At 62.3% G+C, this 17,885-nt stretch carries 18 protein-coding genes; 6 read left to right on the top strand and 12 right to left on the bottom strand.

The genetic code is table 11. From position 1 onward, the window contains the following. Window positions 1–19: 19 nt before the first annotated feature. Both SB772_RS16685 and SB772_RS16680 read left to right on the top strand, forming a co-directional pair. Window positions 20–478: a MaoC family dehydratase gene (locus SB772_RS16685; protein WP_410834345.1), complete on the top strand. Its 459-nt coding sequence runs from the start codon at window positions 20–22 to the stop codon at window positions 476–478. After that, window positions 475–951 (top strand): MaoC family dehydratase, encoded by a 477-nt coding sequence (locus SB772_RS16680; protein WP_410834344.1) that lies wholly within the window; start codon window positions 475–477, stop codon window positions 949–951. The genes SB772_RS16685 and SB772_RS16680 overlap by 4 nt, the downstream gene beginning before the upstream one ends. 92 nt (window positions 952–1,043) lie before the next feature. On the opposite strand, the gene SB772_RS16675 is transcribed toward SB772_RS16680, so the two are convergent. From SB772_RS16675 to SB772_RS16650, 6 genes are all read right to left on the bottom strand, one after another. After that, a complete protein-coding gene (locus SB772_RS16675) occupies window positions 1,044–1,745 on the bottom strand; it encodes a glutathione binding-like protein (RefSeq protein WP_410834343.1) in 702 nt (233 codons plus the stop codon). 152 nt (window positions 1,746–1,897) lie between these two features. Continuing rightward, entirely contained in the window at window positions 1,898–3,157 is a 1,260-nt protein-coding gene (locus tag SB772_RS16670; protein WP_410834342.1) for an acyl-CoA dehydrogenase family protein, read from the bottom strand. Between the two features lie 64 nt (window positions 3,158–3,221). Further along, entirely contained in the window at window positions 3,222–4,328 is a 1,107-nt protein-coding gene (locus SB772_RS16665) for a phosphotransferase (protein WP_410834341.1), read from the bottom strand. Between the two features lie 20 nt (window positions 4,329–4,348). After that, window positions 4,349–5,065, bottom strand: a complete 717-nt coding sequence (locus SB772_RS16660; RefSeq protein ID WP_410834340.1) for a histidine phosphatase family protein — start codon at window positions 5,063–5,065, stop codon at window positions 4,349–4,351. Between the two features lie 22 nt (window positions 5,066–5,087). Continuing rightward, window positions 5,088–5,876, bottom strand: coding sequence for an oxepin-CoA hydrolase, alternative type (locus SB772_RS16655; RefSeq protein ID WP_410834339.1), 789 nt, complete (start codon window positions 5,874–5,876; stop codon window positions 5,088–5,090). Beyond that, complete coding sequence (locus SB772_RS16650) at window positions 5,873–7,429, bottom strand: 3-hydroxyacyl-CoA dehydrogenase (protein ID WP_410834338.1); 1,557 nt, start codon at window positions 7,427–7,429, stop codon at window positions 5,873–5,875. The genes SB772_RS16655 and SB772_RS16650 overlap by 4 nt, the downstream gene beginning before the upstream one ends. A gap of 125 nt (window positions 7,430–7,554) precedes the next feature. Here SB772_RS16650 and SB772_RS16645 point away from each other — a divergent pair, with 125 nt between their 5' ends. After that, a complete protein-coding gene (locus SB772_RS16645; protein WP_410834337.1) occupies window positions 7,555–8,202 on the top strand; it encodes a glutathione S-transferase in 648 nt (215 codons plus the stop codon). A 118-nt stretch (window positions 8,203–8,320) separates the two neighbouring features. Here the strand turns inward: SB772_RS16645 and SB772_RS16640 are convergent, their stop codons facing one another. Both SB772_RS16640 and SB772_RS16635 read right to left on the bottom strand, forming a co-directional pair. After that, window positions 8,321–9,493, bottom strand: coding sequence for a pyridoxal phosphate-dependent aminotransferase (locus SB772_RS16640; protein ID WP_410834336.1), 1,173 nt, complete (start codon window positions 9,491–9,493; stop codon window positions 8,321–8,323). 127 nt (window positions 9,494–9,620) lie between these two features. Further along, window positions 9,621–10,118 carry a putative toxin-antitoxin system toxin component, PIN family gene (locus tag SB772_RS16635; RefSeq protein ID WP_410834335.1) on the bottom strand — a complete coding sequence of 166 codons (498 nt, stop codon included), beginning with the start codon at window positions 10,116–10,118 and terminating at the stop codon, window positions 9,621–9,623. 57 nt (window positions 10,119–10,175) lie between these two features. On the opposite strand from SB772_RS16635, the gene yaaA reads away from it, so the two are divergent. After that, window positions 10,176–10,958 carry a peroxide stress protein YaaA gene (yaaA, locus tag SB772_RS16630; RefSeq protein ID WP_410834334.1) on the top strand — a complete coding sequence of 261 codons (783 nt, stop codon included), beginning with the start codon at window positions 10,176–10,178 and terminating at the stop codon, window positions 10,956–10,958. Between the two features lie 36 nt (window positions 10,959–10,994). Then, window positions 10,995–12,149, top strand: coding sequence for a M14-type cytosolic carboxypeptidase (locus SB772_RS16625; protein WP_410834333.1), 1,155 nt, complete (start codon window positions 10,995–10,997; stop codon window positions 12,147–12,149). A gap of 120 nt (window positions 12,150–12,269) precedes the next feature. On the opposite strand, the gene SB772_RS16620 is transcribed toward SB772_RS16625, so the two are convergent. The 4 genes from SB772_RS16620 to SB772_RS16605 form a co-directional block, all read right to left on the bottom strand. Further along, window positions 12,270–12,902, bottom strand: coding sequence for a BspC domain-containing protein (locus tag SB772_RS16620; RefSeq protein ID WP_410834332.1), 633 nt, complete (start codon window positions 12,900–12,902; stop codon window positions 12,270–12,272). A 168-nt stretch (window positions 12,903–13,070) separates the two neighbouring features. Then, window positions 13,071–13,745, bottom strand: a complete 675-nt coding sequence (locus tag SB772_RS16615; RefSeq protein ID WP_410834582.1) for an energy-coupling factor ABC transporter permease — start codon at window positions 13,743–13,745, stop codon at window positions 13,071–13,073. A 113-nt stretch (window positions 13,746–13,858) separates the two neighbouring features. Beyond that, window positions 13,859–14,737 carry a LuxR C-terminal-related transcriptional regulator gene (locus SB772_RS16610; RefSeq protein WP_410834331.1) on the bottom strand — a complete coding sequence of 293 codons (879 nt, stop codon included), beginning with the start codon at window positions 14,735–14,737 and terminating at the stop codon, window positions 13,859–13,861. 217 nt (window positions 14,738–14,954) lie between these two features. Continuing rightward, window positions 14,955–16,169, bottom strand: coding sequence for a DUF2863 family protein (locus tag SB772_RS16605; protein ID WP_410834330.1), 1,215 nt, complete (start codon window positions 16,167–16,169; stop codon window positions 14,955–14,957). Window positions 16,170–16,439: 270 nt separating this feature from the next. Between SB772_RS16605 and SB772_RS16600 the strand changes: the two genes are divergently transcribed. Next, window positions 16,440–17,555: an AI-2E family transporter gene (locus SB772_RS16600; RefSeq protein ID WP_410834329.1), complete on the top strand. Its 1,116-nt coding sequence runs from the start codon at window positions 16,440–16,442 to the stop codon at window positions 17,553–17,555. The last annotated feature ends 330 nt before the right edge of the window (window positions 17,556–17,885 follow it).

The raw sequence follows: 17,885 nt of genomic DNA, 5'->3' as shown, positions 1-17,885 counted from the left end.
ACAAAGAAGAGGTGCGACGATGGGTTTGAGTTTTGAGGACATGGTGGTCGGCACGACTGCCGAAATCGGCAAGCATACGTTCACGCGTGAGGAGATCGTTGCGTTTGCGGAGCAGTTTGATCCCCAACCGTTTCACGTCGACGATGCGGCCGCCGCCGAGTCGTCGTTCGGCGGTCTGGTCGCGAGCGGCTGGCATACCTGTTCGGTCATGATGGGCATGCTGGTGCGCAACGTGATCGCCGGTTCCACGTCGATGGGCTCGCCCGGTATCGACGAGATTCGCTGGATGAAACCGGTGCGCGTCGGCGACACGATCACCATGATGCATGCGGTGCTCGATAAGCGCGTCTCGACGAGCAAGCCGGATCGCGGCATCGTGACGACGCAGTGGGAAGGCATCAATCAGCACGGCGAAACGGTGATCATTGTGCGCTCGAAGGGGTTGTTCGGACTGCGTAATCCGGGCGCCGCGTCATGACGGGCGGCGCGGCGGCTGCCGCGATGTTAGGTGACGCGCAGGCATTGCGTGCGCTGGTGGGCGCGCAACCGCTCATCAGCGACTGGCTGGCGGTCGATCAGCTTAGCGTCGATCGTTTCGCCGAGGCCACCGGCGATCATCAATGGATTCACGTCGACCCCGAACGGGCGCGGCGCGAGTCGCCGTTCGGCGGTCCGGTCGCACATGGCTTCATGACGCTGTCGTTGATTCCAGCACTGCTGGGAAAGACAGTGACGCTCAAGCAGCGCATGGGCGTCAATTACGGCTTGAATCGGGTGCGATTCACATCGCCGGTGCCGGTCGGCTCGCAGGTGCGCGCGCGTTTTGCGGTGGAGTCAGTCGAAGATGTCGACGACGCCGGCGTGCAGGTCGTGTGGAATGTGACGCTGGAACGGCTGGGCAGCGAGCGGCCCGTGTGTATCGCGGAGTTCATCACGCGGCATTACTTCTAGTCCTTTCAGCTGGTGCATGTGGGACAAAAAAGCGCGAGCGGCATCGATGCCGGCTCGCGCTTTTTCGTCGTGTCGATCGCCGCGGAGAACGATTAGTGCTTCGCGTACTGCGTCGCGCCGAACAGCACCTCTTTGGCCTTGTCGTCCATGAGCGGTTTGCGGGCCGACGCCAGCACGTCGACGCCGCGCACCACCGCCGGACGCGCGGCGATTTCCTCATGCCAGCGTTTCACGTTCGGAAACGCATCCAGTTCGATGCCCTGGTTCTGCCACGAGCGTGTCCAGGGGAATGCGGCGATATCCGCGATCGTGTAATCGTTGCCCGCCAGATGGCGCGTCTTGCCGAGTTGCGTTTCCATGACGCCGTATAAGCGCCGCGCCTCGTTCGTGTAGCGATTGATCGCGTATTCGATCGGCTCCGGCGCATAGATGCGGAAATGATGCGTTTGTCCGAGCATTGGACCCAGTCCGCCCATCTGGAACATCAGCCACTGCAGCGTTGCATAGCGCGCGGCCGGGTCGGTGGGCAGGAACTTGCCGGTTTTCTCGGCCAGATAGATCAGAATCGCACCCGATTCGAACAGCGCGAACGGTTTGCCGTCGGCGCTCTTCGGGCCGTCAGAATCGACGATGGCCGGAATCTTGTTGTTCGGGCTGATGGCGAGGAATTCGGGTTTGAACTGGTCGCCCGCGCCGATATTCACGCCGTGCACGGTGTACGCGAGGCCCGTTTCCTCGAGCATGATGTGAACTTTGTGGCCGTTCGGGGTCGCCCAGCTATAGACGTCGATCATCGTGGCTCCTTTGTTTCGTGAGAGCGGCGCCGCAAAGGGCGCCGCAACTGGCGAAAATTAGAGCACAGATCGAACGATGCTGCTGGCGACGGCGCCGCGCGCAAACTCGACCTCGCGGCGCCGGAACCAGCCCTGAATTCTCGCGTTCAACCTCAAACCCGCGTAACCGGCATCTCCACCCGAGCCGCTGCACCCGGATCCATATGGCGCGCGAGTTCAAGCTTGGCGATTGCGTTGCGGTGCACTTCGTCGGGACCGTCGGCAAAGCGCAGCGTCCGTGCGGACGCATACGCATAGGCCAGCGGAAAATCGTCGCTGACGCCGCCGCCGCCGTGCGCCTGGATCGCCCAGTCGATCACCTGGCACGCCATGTTCGGCGCGACCACCTTGATCATCGCGATCTCGCCGCGCGCGCCCTTGTTGCCCACCGTGTCCATCATGTATGCGGTCTTCAGCGTCAGGAGGCGAGCCTGTTCGATCATGCAACGCGCTTCGGCAAGGCGTTCCTGCGTGACGCCTTGCGCGGCGACCGGCTTGCCGAACGCAACGCGTTGCATCGAGCGTTTGGCCATCAGTTCGAGCGCGCGCTCGGCGAGACCGATCAAACGCATGCAGTGGTGGATCCGTCCCGGTCCGAGGCGGCCTTGCGCGATCTCGAAGCCGCGTCCTTCGCCGAGCAGCATATTGGCCGCCGGCACCCGCACGTTTTCGAGTGTGATTTCCATGTGGCCGTGCGGCGCGTCGTCATAGCCGAAAACGGTAAGAGGGCGGTGCACGGTGATGCCGGTGACGTCCGCCGGCACCAGAATCATCGACTGCTGTTGATGGCGCGGCGCTTCGGGATCGGTCTTGCCCATCACGATATAGACCTTGCAGCGCGGATCGCCCGCGCCGGACGACCACCACTTGTGGCCGTTGATCACATAGGCGTCGCCATCGCGCACGATGCTCGTCTGGATATTGGTCGCGTCCGACGACGCTACTTCCGGCTCGGTCATCAGAAACGCCGAACGGATCTGACCTTGCAGCAACGGTTCGAGCCATTCGCGCTTGTTGTCGTCGCTGCCGTAGCGCTCGATCGTTTCCATGTTGCCGGTATCGGGCGCATTGCAATTGAACACTTCCGGCGCCCAGGGCACGCGGCCCATGATCTCGCACAGCGGTGCGTATTCGAGGTTCGTCAGACCGGCACCACGCACGGATTCAGGCAGGAACAGATTCCACAAACCGGCGTCGCGCGCCTTCAGTTTCAATTGCTCGATCAGTTCGGTCGGTATCCATGCGTTGCCGTTCTCACGATTGCGCGCGATTTCGGCGTAGAACGCCTGCTCGTTCGGGTAAATGTGCTCGTCGAAGAAGGCGAGCAGTTTCTCGCGCAGCGCCTGAACCTTCGGGGTGTAATCGAAATTCATGTATGACCTCGCGGATGACGAATGACACGTTTGATCGGGCGCGCAACTCAGTGCGCCGATTCGGTTAGCGCACCTTCTGTGCGTAGCGCCAGGCGAGTTCCGCCATCGGCCTGGCACGACGGCCGGCATCGAGCGCTTGCGCGCTGGCTGCGGTGCCGTCGACGACGCGTTTCATGATCCCTTGCAGGATCGCGGCAATCCGGAACATGTTGTACGCCAGATAGAAGTTCCAGTCGCCGTGGATCTCGAAGCCGGTGCGCTTGCAATATCGCTCGACATACTGCGCTTCGTCGGGAATGCCGAGCGCTGCCCAGTCGAGTCCGGCGATGCCGCGAAATTGCGTCGGATCGACGTGCCACGCCATGCAGTGATACGCGAAATCGGCGAGCGGATCGCCGAGCGTCGACAGTTCCCAGTCGAGCACCGCCAACACGCGTGGTTCGTCGGGATGGAAGATCAGGTTGTCGAGCCGGTAGTCGCCGTGCACGACCGAGGCGCGTTCGCTCGTTTCGGCCGGCATATGCTGCGGCAGCCATTCGATCAGGTGCTGCATCGCGTCGATCGGTTCGGTTTCGGATGCGATGTACTGCTTGCTCCAGCGGCCGATCTGGCGTGCGAAGTAATTGCCCGGCTTGCCGTAGTCCGCGAGGCCGACTGCCGCGACGTCGACGCTATGCAACGCGGCGATCACGCGATTCATTTCGTCGTAAATCGCCGCGCGCTCCGACGGCGTCATGCCGGGCAAGGACTGGTCCCACAACACGCGGCCTTCGACGAACTCCATCACGTAGAACGCCCGGCCGATCACGCTTTCGTCCTCGCACAAGGCGAGCATCTTCGCGACCGGCACGTCGGTGTCGGCAAGCGCATGCATCACGCGGTATTCGCGCTCGACGGCGTGCGCGGAAGGCAGCAGCTTCGCGGCCGGCCCGGGCTTCGCGCGCATCACATATGAGCGCGACGGCGTGACCAGTTTGAACGTGGGATTCGACTGGCCGCCGGCGAATTGCTCGAGCGTGAGCGGCCCGGAAAATCCGTCGACATGCTGGGCCAGCCACGCGGCGAGCGCATCGCTGTCGAAGCGTTGCCGCTCGTTGACCGGGCGCGTGCCCTCGAAGGCCGAATAATCCGGTTTGTGTTCTGGTTCGCCGGTCTGTGTGGCTTGCACCATATGTCTCCTCCAGTTCGGTTTCAGCTACGCCTGTAATGAATGAATTGTGCGTAGAGCATTTCCATCGTCGTATTACGGACGTCGCGATGCAGCGGCGACGGCGGTGAATAGTTGATCGTGCGCAGCACCCAGTCGCGCGGCGCGGCGCCGACGTCGAGCGCGTTGATGCAGCCGGTGGCCTGCGCCAGATGGCCGAAGAAGGTGCGTCCGCCGGCGGTAAGAGCGTGTGACAGAATCGCGCGATTCACGCCGCCGTGCAGCACGAGCAGCACGGTATCCCACGACGTGTCCTCGCGCAGCGCCGCCACCGAGGGCAACACGCGATCGAACAACTCGCCGATCGTTTCGCCGTCGAGAAAGCGTGTGCTTTCCGGCACGATGCCGTCGAATACACCGAGAAATGCCGCTTCGATATCTTGCGGCGGAATGCTGCCCAGCTTGCCGCCGCGAATTTCCTGCCACGCGGGTTCGATCTCGAGTTCAATCTGTTGACCGGTTTGCGCCAATACGCGCTGTGCGGTTTCGACCGTGCGCGGCAAACCGCTGACGATCACGCGATCGAAATGGACTTGCTGCTCGGCGAATACGCGGCCCGCCGCGCTTGCCTGCTCGCGACCGTTGGCGTTCAGCGGCACGGTTTCGGGCTCGATCGCGCGGCCAGAAACGTCGAAGTAGGTCACGTCGCCGTGACGCATCAGAAAGATGCGGCGGCGTTTGGGGAGTCGATATTCAGGCATGGTCCCGTTATTCACTCGCTATTCACTTGTAGATCGGCGCGCGTTTTTCGAGGAACGCGGAAATCCCCTCGAGCCCATCACGATGATGCAGCGACGCGACGAAATTGTCGCGCTCCGCTACCAGGTGCTCCGCGAGTGGTTGTGCGCCGGCTGCGCCGATCAACCCTTTGATGCGCGCAACGGAATTCGGCGAAATCTTGCCGAGCTCGTCTGCCCAGGCCACTGCGGTATCGCGCACGGCACCGGCCTTCGCCAGTTTGTTGACGACGCCTAGATCGTGCAGACGCGCGGCGCCGATCGGCTTGCCTTCGATCAATACTTCGGTTGCCAGTTGACGCGGCAAAGCCTGCGCGAGAAACCACGAACCGCCGCCATCCGGCGTCAGGCCGACGCGTGCGTAGGACATCACGAACTTGGCGTCGTCTGCGGCGACGATCAGGTCGCACGCGAGCGCCAGCGAAAAACCCGCGCCGGCGGCGGCGCCTTCGACTGCGGCGATCACCGGTTTCGACGACAGGCGTAGCGCCGAAATCCACTCGCCGAGCAGGTCGATGCTTTCCGCCTGCGCCGACGGATCTTTCGCGCGGTTTTCCAGCAAGCGATTCAGATTGCCGCCGGCGCAGAAGAACTGGTCCGCGCCGTTGATCACGACGGCGCGGATCGACGGATCGCGTTCCACCGAGCCGAGCGCTTCGATGCCGGCGGCGTACATGTCCGGATGCAGCGCGTTGCGAGCGCCGGGGTTCGACAGCGTGAGAACCAGAGTCGATTCGCTTTCGGTCGGGCGCGAGGTCAGCAGTTCAGCGCTCATTGTTGCGTCTCCGTTTGGGTATCGGCAGCGTCGCGTTGTGTCAACGACAGGCCCAGTTGCGCTCGCCGCGCGAGCCAGGGCGACGGACGGTAGCGCGGATCCCCGAGCACACTGAAGATATTGCGCAGGATCGTCAGGATCGTTTTCGCGCCGAGCGCATCGCCGAGTGCGAGCGGCCCGCGCGGATAACCGAGGCCGAGCGTCACGGCGAGATCGATATCTTCGGGTGTGGCGATCTGCTTTTGCGCGATATCGCAGCCGATGTTGACGATCGTCGCCACCACGCGTTGCGCAACGAAGCCGGTCGAATCGCGGATCACGGTGACGGGGATGCCGTCGGCGGCAAACAGCGCGTGCGCGGCATGCCGTGCGGCGGGCGTCGTGGCGGGTGTCGTCATCAGCGTGCGGCGTTGCGCGCCGACCAGCGGGAATAGCGCGTCGACGGCGACCACGCGGCTCGCATCGAGCGCTTCGTCGACGGCGGCGGTGGTCGCGTCATGACCGAACGGTGTCACGACGATCAGCGAATCCGCCGCGGGCGTGGCGCCTTCGTCGAGCGTCACGCCGGCTGTGGCGACCAGTTGCACAACGGCTTCGTGTGCTTCCGGATAACGCCTGCTGATCCACACGCTTTCAGGCAGTTCAGTTGGCGCAGGTGCTTCGGCGGGCACCTGCTGCTTGCCGTCTTCGTAGCGGTAAAAACCTTCCCCCGTCTTGCGGCCGATCAGGCCGCCCGCGAGCCGCGTGCCGGTGATCGGCGACGGCGTGAAGCGCGGCTCTTCATAGAACTGGTGATAGATCGATTCCATCACCGGATGCGACACGTCGAGCGCGGTCAGATCGAGCAGTTCGAACGGCCCGAGCCGGAAGCCCGCCTGCTCGCGCATGATGCGGTCGATGTCGGCGAAGCTTGCGACACCTTCGCCCGCCACGCGCAGACCTTCGGTATTCATCCCGCGGCCGGCGTGATTGACGATGAAGCCGGGCATGTCCTTCGCACGTACCGGCGTGTGGCCCATGCGGCGGGCGAGGTCCATCAACGTGTCGCCGGCGGCTGGATCGCTGCGCAGTCCGTCGATCACTTCGACGACCTTCATCAACGGCACGGGATTGAAGAAGTGGTAACCGGCCACGCGCGACGGATTGGTGCAACCCGCGGCGATCGCGGTGATCGACAGCGACGACGTGTTCGACGCCAGCACACAACGGCCGCTCACCACCGTTTCGAGTTCGCGGAACAGGGCCTGTTTCACGTCGAGCTTTTCGACGATCGCCTCGATGACCAGATCGCAATCGGCCAGATCGCCGATGGCCAGTGCGCCGCTCACGTTCGCCAACGCGGCGAGCGAGCGGGCGTGGTCGAGCTTGCCTTTGGCGCTCAACCTCGCGAAAGTCTCGGCAAGGTAGTCGCGCGCGGCGCCGATCGCGGCGGGGTTCGCGTCGTAAAGACGCACGGTGAGGCCCGCCAGCGCGGCAATCTGGGCAATACCGCGGCCCATTGCACCGGTTCCGACAATGCCGATAGTCTCGATGCTGTAATTGCGAGAGGTCATTGTGATGCTCGACTCCATGGTTATTTTAGAATAGCACGATCGTGCAATTTACTGGATGATTGATCGAGGACCGCCGCATTGAGTCTGGCGAGCGGTCTGAACAACCCGAAGGAAGGAGACACCCGATGATCAAGCTGTGCGGTTTTGCGCTGTCCAATTACTACAACAAAGTGAAGTTCGTGTTGCTCGAACACGGCATTCCGTTCGAAGAAGTGTCCGTGCTGCCGAGCCAGGACGAGGCCATGCTCGAACATTCGCCGCTCGGCAAGGTGCCTTATATCCAGACCGAGCACGGCGATCTGTGCGAGTCGCAATGCATCGTCGACTATCTGGCCGCGCGTTTTCCCGACAAGGCCATCTTCTCGCCGGACCCGTGGGAAGCGGCCAAGGAGCGCGAACTGATCATGTTCGTCGACGTGCATCTCGAACTGACCGCGCGCAATCTCTACAAGGAAGCGTTCTTCGGCGGCACGGTGAGCGACGCGACCAAGGCGCGAGTCGAGAAGTTGCTCGCGCATCACATCGCCGGTTTCAAGAGAATCGCGAAGTTCGGGCCTTATTTGCGCGGCGAGCGTTTCAGTGTCGCCGATACGGCGGGTTACGTCAGTTTGCCGCTGGTGGGCATGGCGACGCAGACGATCTACGGCCGCGATCTTCTGCTCGAGGCCGGCGTCGACTGGAAAAGCTATGTGAAGGCGATCAACGACCGGCCGGCCGCGCAGCGCGTGACCGAGGACCGCAAGGCGTATATCGCGGCGGCGCGTGCGGCTTAAGTGCTGGCGTAAGGTCGGGCGTGAGGTCGGGCGTGAGGACAGGCTTGCAACGCACGCCTTGGCCGCTGCGCGCGATGGCGAGGAACGTGGATTCGTTCGCGGCATCGCGCGGGGCGTCCTAGAGGCGCGCCAGCCGGTCGAGCGCGGTGGCTAGCGTGCTTTCCTGCTTGGCAAAGCAGAAGCGCACCACGCCCGATTCATGTGCTTCACGATAGAACGCCGACACCGGAATCGCCGCGACGCCAACCTCGCTGGTCAGCCACTGCGCGAATTCTGCTTCGGGCAGATCGCTGATCGCCGAATAGTCGACGCATTGAAAGTACGTGCCCGTGCAAGGCAGCAGCTTGAAGCGAGAATTCGCCAGACCGGCGCGGAAGAAGTCACGTTTCTTCTGATAAAACGCCGGCAGATCCAGATACGGTGCCGGATCCCGCATGTATTGCGCAAGACCGAACTGCATCGGCGTGTTGACGGTGAATACGTTGAACTGGTGCACCTTGCGGAATTCGGCGGTCAGTGCGGCGGGCGCGGCCACATAGCCCACCTTCCAGCCCGTCACGTGATAGGTCTTGCCGAAGCTCGACACCACGAAACTGCGCTGCGCCAGTTCCGGATAACGCGCAACGCTTTCGTGCGGTGCGCCGTCGTACACCATGTGTTCATAGACTTCGTCGGACAGGATCAGCACGTTGGTGCCGCGCACGATTTCTTCGAGCTTGCGCATGTCTTCGGCGCGCCAGACCGTGCCGGTCGGATTGTGCGGCGTGTTGATCAGCAGCAGCCGTGTTTTCGGTGTGACCGCGGCAGCGAGCTTGTCGAACGGAATCGCGTAATCAGGCGCGTCGAGCGTGACGAATACCGGCTTGCCGCCCGCCAGTTCGATCGACGGCAGGTAGCTGTCGTAGGTTGGTTCGACCACGATCACTTCGTCGCCCGGATGCACGGTGCAGAGAATCGCGGTCAGCAGCGCTTGCGTCGCGCCTGCAGTCACGGTGATTTCGTTGGTGGCGTCGTAGCGGCGGCCGTACAGGCTTGCAATCTTTTCCGAGATCGCCTGGCGCAGCGGCGCGACGCCGGCCATCGGCGGGTATTGATTGTGGCCGTCACGCATGGCGTTCGCGACCGCATCCACGATTCGAGGGTCGCAGCCGAAGTCGGGAAAGCCCTGGCCGAGATTCACCGCGCCTTTTTCGGCAGCGAGGGCGCTCATCACGGTGAAAATCGTCGTGCCGACGTCCGGCAGGCGAGACGGAAACGAGGGACTCATGGGCGGGTCGTGCGGTGCATTCATGGCGCTGTCCGGAGCGTGGGCGAGTGAGTTGGCGAAAGACGTCGTTCGAAAAGGATGAAGTCTGATTGTAGGGAATCGCGGCGTTGCGTGCGCGCCATCGGTCCCCTGTTGGCCATTCGGCCAGGGGTCACGCGGGCGCGGGCTCGCCGGCGGCCGTCAAAGAGGCGCCGACTACTGTGACGAAGGGCGCCGGCTGGGCGATCTGGAAACCGAAGTCCCGCGCGATGCGCTTGGCGAGCTTCAACACCGCACGATCTTTCGACACTAGCCAGTCGGCCTGCGCGGCATGCGCGAGTTCGAGAAACTTCTGGTCGTCGCGGTCTTTGCATTTGGGCAGCGGCCTTGCGTCTTCCGCCGGCGCGGCAGGTTCGACCAGCTGCGCGAGGCGCGCGACGACGGCAAGCGCCGTTGCCTTGTCGACATTTCGATGCACGAATTGCGGATAGTCGAGCACGTAGGTCAGTTCGGCGAGACAGCGCGCGTCGATCAGCGCGGCGAGAGCACCGCTTTCGAGCGCGGCGCGGATCGGCCGCGTGTGCGGATCGTCGAACACGAGAATATCGATCCAGACATTGGAATCGAGGACGACGCGCAAAGCGCCGCGTGAGGCATGGGAACCGGGCATTCGTTACAATCTGGCTTTCGTCTTTGACCGCCAGGCACGGCGTGCCTGCAAGCCTCTATGATAATCGTTCTGTCGCCGGCGAAATCGCTCGACTACGAAACCCCGCCGCACGTCAAAAAGCACACGCTCCCCGATTTTGTCGACGACGCAGCCGAATTGATCGGCGGATTACGCCGTTTGTCACCGCAGCAGATCGCCACGCTGATGAGCATTTCGGATCCGCTCGCGCAACTCAATTTCCAGCGCTACGCCGAATGGTCGCCGACCTTCGGCACGCACAACGCCAAGCAGGCGGTGCTCGCGTTCAACGGCGACGTGTACGAAGGCTTCAACGCGAAGACACTGTCGTCGGCTGATCTGGATTACGCGCAAAACCACGTGCGGGTGTTATCCGGTTTGTACGGATTGTTGCGGCCGCTCGATCTGCTGCAGCCGTACCGGCTCGAAATGGGCACGCGCTTTGCCAATACGCGCGGCAAGGATCTCTACGCGTTCTGGGGCGAGCGGATCACGCAGGCGTTGAACGCGCAACTGAAGAAGAACGCTGCCGCCTCGCGCGTGCTGGTGAATTGCGCATCGGGCGAGTACTTCAAGTCGGTCAAGCCGAAGCTGCTCGAGGCGCCGGTCGTCACGCCCGTGTTCGAAGACTGGAAGGGCGGCCGCTACAAGATCATCAGCTTCCACGCGAAGCGCGCGCGCGGCCTGATGGCGCGCTACGCGGTCGAAAACCGCCTTGACGCGCCGGAGCAATTGAAAGGCTTCGACGCCGAAGGCTACGCGTTCGAGCCCGAAGCTTCGAACGATTCCACCTACGTATTCCGCCGCCGCGTCGCTGACTAAGCGATTGCCGTGCACACACAAGCAGGGAAGAACACTATGACGTTATCGATTACGAGCAACTTCGACGCAGGTGCCATCGAAGTGCTGTCCTGCGAAGAGGCCGGCAATATCCGTTTGCGTGTGCGGCCCGACAGTCAAGCCGAGTTCGCGCAATGGTTCTACTTCCGGGTGTCCGGCGCCGCTGGCGAGCGCTGCGTGATGACTTTCGACAATGCCGCTGCATGCGCGTTCGCCGAAGGCTGGCGCGACTATCAGGCGGTGGCGAGCTACGACCGCGTGAACTGGTTCCGCGTGCCGACCTCTTACGACGGCCGCGTGCTGACGATCGATCACACGCCGGATTTCGACCGCATCTATTACGCGTATTTCGAGCCGTATAGCGAAGAGCGGCACTCGGCGTTTCTCGGCGCGGTCCAGCAGATGCCGCAGGCTTCGCTCACGGAGTTGGGCAAGACCGTCGAGGGCCGGCCGATGTCGCTGTTGACGCTCGGCACGCCGCAAACCGGCGACACGCCCAAGAAAAAGATCTGGCTGATTGCCCGCCAGCATCCTGGCGAGACGATGGCTGAATGGTTTATCGAGGGCCTGGTGAAACGTCTGGCGGGCTGGGGTGATTGGGCGGGCGACCCGGTCGCGCGCAAGCTGTACGATCACGCAGTGTTTTACATCGTGCCGAACATGAATCCGGACGGTAGCGTGCACGGCAATCTGCGCACCAACGCGGCCGGCGCGAACCTGAATCGTGAATGGATGGAACCGGATGCCGCCCGCAGCCCGGAAGTGCTGGTGGTGCGCGATGCGATTCACGCGACCGGTTGCGATCTGTTCTTCGATATTCACGGCGACGAGGCGCTGCCGTACGTGTTCGTGGCCGGCTCCGAAATGCTGCCGGGTTTCACTGAGCGGCAAGGGGTGGAGCAAAAGGCGTTCATCGAAGCGTTCAAGCATGCGAGCCCGGATTTTCAGGACAAGTATGGCTATGCCGCGAGCAAGTATCGCGAGGACGCGCTGAAGCTGGCTTCGAAGTACATCGGCAACGAATTCGGCTGCCTGTCGTTGACGCTCGAAATGCCCTTCAAGGACAACGCCAATCTGCCCGACGAGCGGGTGGGCTGGAACGGCGAGCGCAGCGCGTCACTCGGCGCCGCGATGCTGCAGGCGATTTTGCGGCACGTCGAGACGTTTGCCTGACGTTTACTCGACGTTCGTTCGCTAAGCGGACGCGCCACAAAAAAGCGAGGCACGCACTTCAGAAGTGCGTGCCTCGCTTTTTTGTGTATGCATGACCGGCGGCGCGGCCTGTTTCACCTGTTATTGGGTCTTTTTCGCGGGTGCTTTCTTCGCGGCCGATTTGCTCGAAGTGGTTTTGCCGGAAGATTTGCCTGACGCTTTCCTGGTTGTCTTGCCGCTCGCCGAGTGCTTGCCCTTTACGCTCTTGTGCTTACCCGACGACACCCTGGCCCCGGTAGACCCGGTGCTGTGCGCGCGAGCCGGCGGCACCGGATCGTTCCAGCTGAACGCCAGCATCTGAGTGCCGACATAGCCACAGCGGAATTTGAGATCGGCTGGATCGCCGTCGCCGTTTTGACGGATACCGAGCCCTTCGACGGTGACGATACTATCCACCTTGACGCGCTGCTTGCCCTGGTCGAACGAGTCGTTCCAGGGTGTGACAGACGCATGCGCGCTATCGAAGGAGCTGGGTGGAAATTCGACACGCTCGAAGGCGGTCGATGTGCTGGCGACAAAGTTGCCATGAGCTGCGCAGTCCGCGACCAGCGGGTCCGCGTGCATGTCATTGACAAATCTGTTGACGAGATCGTTGTGCTGTTCGAGTTGATCGGCGAATGCGGGAGTGGAGCACATGAGCGAGAGACTCGCTGCACATGCCGCTAACCGGCCGACCAACCGCAGCAATCGGCGCGGTACGTTGGTGCTATCCATCTAGTTCGTTAGACGCTAATGAGACATCAGGCACGTAAGATGCCCGACGCGAGGAAGGAGTTCAATCCTGACACAAATATTTTGCCCTGTCGTGGTGCGCAGGCTCGGACGCGTTGCGCGTCGAAGTGGCCGATTGTCGCCGATACGCGCTTCATGGAGCGCCGGATGTCAGGTGCGTGGTCCGCCCAGGCGATATCGGCGCACGTCGTAGGTGGTGACCCATGCGGGCCGGTAGACCGCGATCAACGCCGTCGACATGCCGGTGAACCATGCTTCGCCGGTGGCTAGCAGAAGCACGCTGAATGCATAGCCGACCGGCACCACGGTCATCGAACCGTCAGCAAGCGCGATGTGAATGCCAAGTGCCGCAGAGGCGGTGAGCGACACGGCAATAGCCGGCGACACAAAACCCTGGCCGAAGATAAACATGAACATGTTGCGTGGCAGCCAGGCGATGCTGGCGCGCTGAACCAGCGTCGAGATGCCGACAGGCAGCGCACCGAATACAAGGAAAGTCAGCGCGATGCCCTGCCAGGGTGCGTCGAAAACGACGGCGGCAAGACCGGTGACCACTGCCATGGCAATCAGCGCCAGCGCCCAGTCGAATAGTGTGACGACCAGTGTGGCGCCGAGCAGATGCATGACGGTGCCGTCATCTAGCCACGCATTGCTGGCCCACAGCACGGAAATCGCGACAACGATGGCGAGCCAGACGTGCTGCAGCGTGCCGTCCTGAAGTCGTTTGAAGGGGTTTTTCCAGAGCGCGAGCGCGACCACTATCGCGGTGGCGATCCAGCCACCGACAGCGACCCAAAACGGAAGCGGTGTGTAGAGGAAACCCATGTTTCTCATATTACTCGTTGGACGGCGAAAGGTGTGAGCGGATTCCATGCCAGCCGGCGCAAACGCTGCCAGGACGGCGCGCGTCCTGATATCGGCGCGGGCGCCGGCTGCTGTCATGTCGGGCCTTCCGTAGCCGGTTCCGATGCCGAACCGGCGGGCGGTGGATCGCCAAAGGGCGTGCTCGGTTCGGCTGCCATAGGCGGCGCGTCGGTCGTGTCGTTAGCTGGCAACGGATACTGGAAATGCCGCCGCGTGCGGCGTCGCAATGGCACCACGCCGACTTGCCCCATCACCGGCCGAACCGGGCTTTCGCCATCATTGCGCAGTACCTGCAAATGGGCCGACAGCCAGCCGTTGTAAAGCGCGACCGCGGCGGCGCGATTGGGTGCCCCGAGTTGCTGGAATATGCTGGTTAGATGAATCTTGACGGTGCCTTCGCTGATACCGAGCGTGCGCGCGATCATCTTGTTCGTGCTGCCCATGTGGACGCAGCGCATGATCTGCTCCTGGCGTGGCGACAGGCCGCTGGAAAGCCGGGCGCGACGAGGTGGAGGATTCTTCTCGTCGAACGGGCGGATGGCGGCATCCGGCGGCAGAGGGGGATTGAGCGCCAACGCGCCTGCCGGCACATAATGACCGCCCAGGAGCACTATCTCGAAAGCGCGCACGATCAGGCACGGGTCGGTTTCGCGCGGCACCACGCCGAGCACGCCTTCGTCCATCAGGTCCCGCACGCAGGCAGGCGAGACCTCGTCGGCCAGCACGGCAATGCGCAGGCCCGGATGGTGACTGAGCAGGCGGCGAGCATCCGCCACCGACATCCAGTCTTGCCAGTCGATTACCAGCAAGTCGGGCTGCTGACGCTTGAGCGTGCGTTCTACCTGGCGCCAATCTTGTGCTTCATTGAAGCGCGCCAGCCTGTCGATTTGCCGCAGTAGCGCTTTGAGCCCATCGCGTCGTTCCGCGTCTGAGTTGAGTATCAAGAATCGCATGCCATGTCTCCTGATGAATCGGCTGAAGTGGCGCGATGCAGGCGAGCCGGCGAAGGGGCCGGGCGCGTTGCGATGCATCCCCGGGCCTATGATGACAAATTCCCTTCAACTTGACGGCCTGTCCAAAAGGCATAAGAAGAAAGCCATAAAAAAGCCCCGCGCACGGCGAGGCTTCTTCATTTCGACGACCAGACGCCGGGGCGGTGGCGCCGCCGCGTCAATGGAAGTGCGGCTGAGCGGGCTCCGCGTCCTCCGGCATTTCGGCGTGGACGATTTCGCCGAGCGGGTCTGCGTAGAGCGGGACGCCGCAGTCGTCGCAATATTCCGGCTCGAAGCGGCCTGCGTGGCGGCGCACGTCGGTCACGCCGGTCTCTTTCAGCAACGCGACGATTTCTTCGAGTGGATCGTCCGACGCGGCGGTCTCTTGCGGCTCTTCGTCGATGCCCGGTTCACCGTTCTCGCGGCCGTACAGTGGCCACACGACGCCGTAGATCACTTCATTGCTGCCCCGGCGTGTGAAGCCGACGCGGTATTCGTCTATACGGCGTTCGCCGAAGCCTGCGACAACCGCGCGCAACTCCTCGGGCGCTGCGCCGATTGTGTCGAACAGGTAGCGTACGGCGGTACGTACCGTGTGAGGGCGCACACGTTCGTCGGCGTCGCGGCAGGCCGAATAGTACGCATCGGGCAGCAGGCACTCGAATTCGCAACCGGGCAGCACCAGCGACAGATTGGCGCCTCCTTGCGTTGCCCATTGTTCGAGGCATTGCCCGCGTTCGATCCGGTTGCCGTGTTCTTCTTCCTGCCAGCGGAATGTCGGCTCGCCGACCGGTGCGGCAACGACGGCCAGCAGGAAGCGCGGATCGGCCAGAATCGGCGAGGTTTCCGGCAATTCGCCGAAATTGAGCTTGACGTTGCCGCCACCCATTGCCGCTTGAGCGAGTTGCTGGGCAAGGCGCCACGTTTCGACGTGGTGACGCGGCAGTTGATCGATGCTGTATAGGAACGGCGCCATCGCGACACGGGTGTTGGCCGCGAGAACATGTGCCTGCAGATGTGCGCGCAGGGCGTCGGCTGCGTCGCCTTTGAGCGGACCGGACGGAATCATATAGCGAGTCCAGGCCAGCACGGGCGCGGCAATCAGCAGCGCTTCATACGGAACACCTTCGTGGTCGACAACGAACGATTCGCTGTGCGTTTCCGCCATATCGGCGAGTGCGCCGTAAGCATCAGGGTGGTTTTGCTGCAGATGATCGAGCGCGGCGTCCAACGTAGTCTGGTTGGCGTTGCGGACGATCTTGGCCAGCAGCGCATCGAGCTTCGCTTCCCAGAAGCGGTCTTCGGTGCGGCTGCCCGACGCGAATAGCGCGAGCGAGAGACCGACAAGCTTGTCGGCATCGGGGGGGAGACGTTTGGCGATTCGCGAGCGCATAAATCCGGAATTTGGGGTGCAGAGAACCTTGTATTGTAGTCTTTTCTATGCCGCCATATCATTTGGCCGGCAATGCCGGATGAATTAGGACGTTTTGACATGAAAAAAACGGCCTGCCGCGAACACCGTGAGGTGCGTTGCGCCAGCTTGGCCGGATGATATAAGACGTCTCCGGCGCAGCAACTCGCTTCTATACTGACAGCTTTCAGTACGCACCCGGCAAGCGTATGTTCATTCGTCGCCGTGGTCTGGAGCAACAGGAGATTGATTGTGAAATCGGACCAACTGATCGAACGTCTCGCCGCCGTATTCGCTTTGATTATATTGGTGGGCGGTTCACTACTGGTGCTGGCACCGTTCACGACGGCGCTGCTGTGGGGCGCAATTCTGAGCTATAGCTCGTGGGGCCTGTACCGCCGACTGACAGCGGTAGTTGGCGGGCGGCGCAAGTGGGCGGCGACGTTGATCGTGATCATCATTTTGGTCGTGGTGCTTGGGCCGTTCGTCTATGCGGGTTTTGCGTTTGGCGCGCGTGTTCACGAAATCGTTGCGCTGGTGGAAAGGCTTTTTGACGCTGGCTTGCCGGATTTGCCGCCGTGGGTCGGAAGAATTCCCCTGGTTGGTTCGAATATCGAGGCGTTTTGGGGGCATCTGACAAGCAGCAACTCTGAGCTGATCGCGCAATTGCGTATGCTCGCGGCGCCGGCCGGCAAGTGGATTCTGGCGGCGGCAATTGCTGTCACGCACGGTCTGGGGTTGTTGGCGCTGAGTATTGTGCTGGCGTTCTTCTTTTATACCGGTGGAGAGGGCGCAGCTGCCTGGTTGAATGCGGGCATGCGGCGAATTGCCGGCGAACGCGCCGATTATCTGCTGGCGTTGGCGGGCAGCACAGTGAAGGGCGTGGTCTATGGGATTCTTGGCACTGCGCTCGTGCAAGGCATCCTTGCCGGTTTCGGTTGCTGGATCGCCGGTGTGCCGGCGCCGGCGTTGCTCGGGCTGGCAACTTTCTTCCTGTCGGTGATACCGGGCGGCCCGGTGGTCGTGTGGTTGCCTGCGGCGATCTGGCTGTATCACGGCGGCGCAACCGGCTGGGCAATCTTTCTGATCGTGTGGGGCGTGTTGGTCGTCGGCATGGCCGACAATGTCATCAAGCCGATTCTGATCGGCAAGAATAGCGACATGCCGCTGATCCTGGTGATGTTGGGTATCCTGGGCGGCGCGTTTGCTTTTGGCTTTCTCGGTGTTTTCATTGGCCCGACTTTGCTGGCGGTTGCTTATACCGTGCTGCACGATTGGACGATCGGGGCCCCAGCTGCGCGAGCCTTGGCGCCAGACATAAAAGCGCCAGTTGCCGATGAATCGGGGCGAATAGAAAAGGCGCCTTGAATAATTTCAGATAACGCTTGCAAGCCGTCGTCCGGCTCGCTAGAATCTCGCTCTTTCGCGCTTCGGACAACGGGGCGCGGGAGGCGGGAGAGCCAGCAATGGCGGGGGTTTGCGGCAGGCCGGGCAGGTTCGGGAAGTTAAAAAAACCTGTTGACGGCGTAGCGGAAGTTCTCCATAATCTCGCTTCTCTGCTGCAGATGCAGCGACGCAGAACGAAGCGGTGCCGGTGGTTGCGATGGATGTGCAGCGCGGTGCGGGTTCGGTAGTGAATGCGGAACCGATCTTTAAAAATTAACAGCCGATAAGTGTGGGCGCTTGATGCGCGACGCG

Source organism: Paraburkholderia sp. SIMBA_030, from assembly GCF_046535245.1.
Taxonomy (GTDB): domain Bacteria; phylum Pseudomonadota; class Gammaproteobacteria; order Burkholderiales; family Burkholderiaceae; genus Paraburkholderia.
The sequence above is the reverse complement of the archived record's forward strand: the minus strand, read 5'-3'. Positions and strand labels throughout refer to the sequence as shown.

Excerpts from the sequence above, each read along its gene's own strand:
- SB772_RS16615 (WP_410834582.1), bottom strand. The coding sequence starts at position 13,745 with ATGGGTTTCCTCTACACACCGCTTCCGTTTTGGGTCGCTGTCGGTGGC.
- SB772_RS16645 (WP_410834337.1), top strand. The coding sequence starts at position 7,555 with ATGATCAAGCTGTGCGGTTTTGCGCTGTCCAATTACTACAACAAAGTG.
- SB772_RS16665 (WP_410834341.1), bottom strand. The coding sequence starts at position 4,328 with ATGGTGCAAGCCACACAGACCGGCGAACCAGAACACAAACCGGATTAT.
- SB772_RS16675 (WP_410834343.1), bottom strand. The coding sequence starts at position 1,745 with ATGATCGACGTCTATAGCTGGGCGACCCCGAACGGCCACAAAGTTCAC.
- SB772_RS16610 (WP_410834331.1), bottom strand. The coding sequence starts at position 14,737 with ATGCGATTCTTGATACTCAACTCAGACGCGGAACGACGCGATGGGCTC.
- SB772_RS16620 (WP_410834332.1), bottom strand. The coding sequence starts at position 12,902 with ATGGATAGCACCAACGTACCGCGCCGATTGCTGCGGTTGGTCGGCCGG.
- yaaA (WP_410834334.1), top strand. The coding sequence starts at position 10,176 with ATGATAATCGTTCTGTCGCCGGCGAAATCGCTCGACTACGAAACCCCG.
- SB772_RS16685 (WP_410834345.1), top strand. The coding sequence starts at position 20 with ATGGGTTTGAGTTTTGAGGACATGGTGGTCGGCACGACTGCCGAAATC.
- SB772_RS16670 (WP_410834342.1), bottom strand. The coding sequence starts at position 3,157 with ATGAATTTCGATTACACCCCGAAGGTTCAGGCGCTGCGCGAGAAACTG.
- SB772_RS16640 (WP_410834336.1), bottom strand. The coding sequence starts at position 9,493 with ATGAATGCACCGCACGACCCGCCCATGAGTCCCTCGTTTCCGTCTCGC.
- SB772_RS16680 (WP_410834344.1), top strand. The coding sequence starts at position 475 with ATGACGGGCGGCGCGGCGGCTGCCGCGATGTTAGGTGACGCGCAGGCA.
- SB772_RS16650 (WP_410834338.1), bottom strand. The coding sequence starts at position 7,429 with ATGACCTCTCGCAATTACAGCATCGAGACTATCGGCATTGTCGGAACC.
- SB772_RS16660 (WP_410834340.1), bottom strand. The coding sequence starts at position 5,065 with ATGCCTGAATATCGACTCCCCAAACGCCGCCGCATCTTTCTGATGCGT.
- SB772_RS16605 (WP_410834330.1), bottom strand. The coding sequence starts at position 16,169 with ATGCGCTCGCGAATCGCCAAACGTCTCCCCCCCGATGCCGACAAGCTT.
- SB772_RS16635 (WP_410834335.1), bottom strand. The coding sequence starts at position 10,118 with ATGCCCGGTTCCCATGCCTCACGCGGCGCTTTGCGCGTCGTCCTCGAT.
- SB772_RS16625 (WP_410834333.1), top strand. The coding sequence starts at position 10,995 with ATGACGTTATCGATTACGAGCAACTTCGACGCAGGTGCCATCGAAGTG.
- SB772_RS16655 (WP_410834339.1), bottom strand. The coding sequence starts at position 5,876 with ATGAGCGCTGAACTGCTGACCTCGCGCCCGACCGAAAGCGAATCGACT.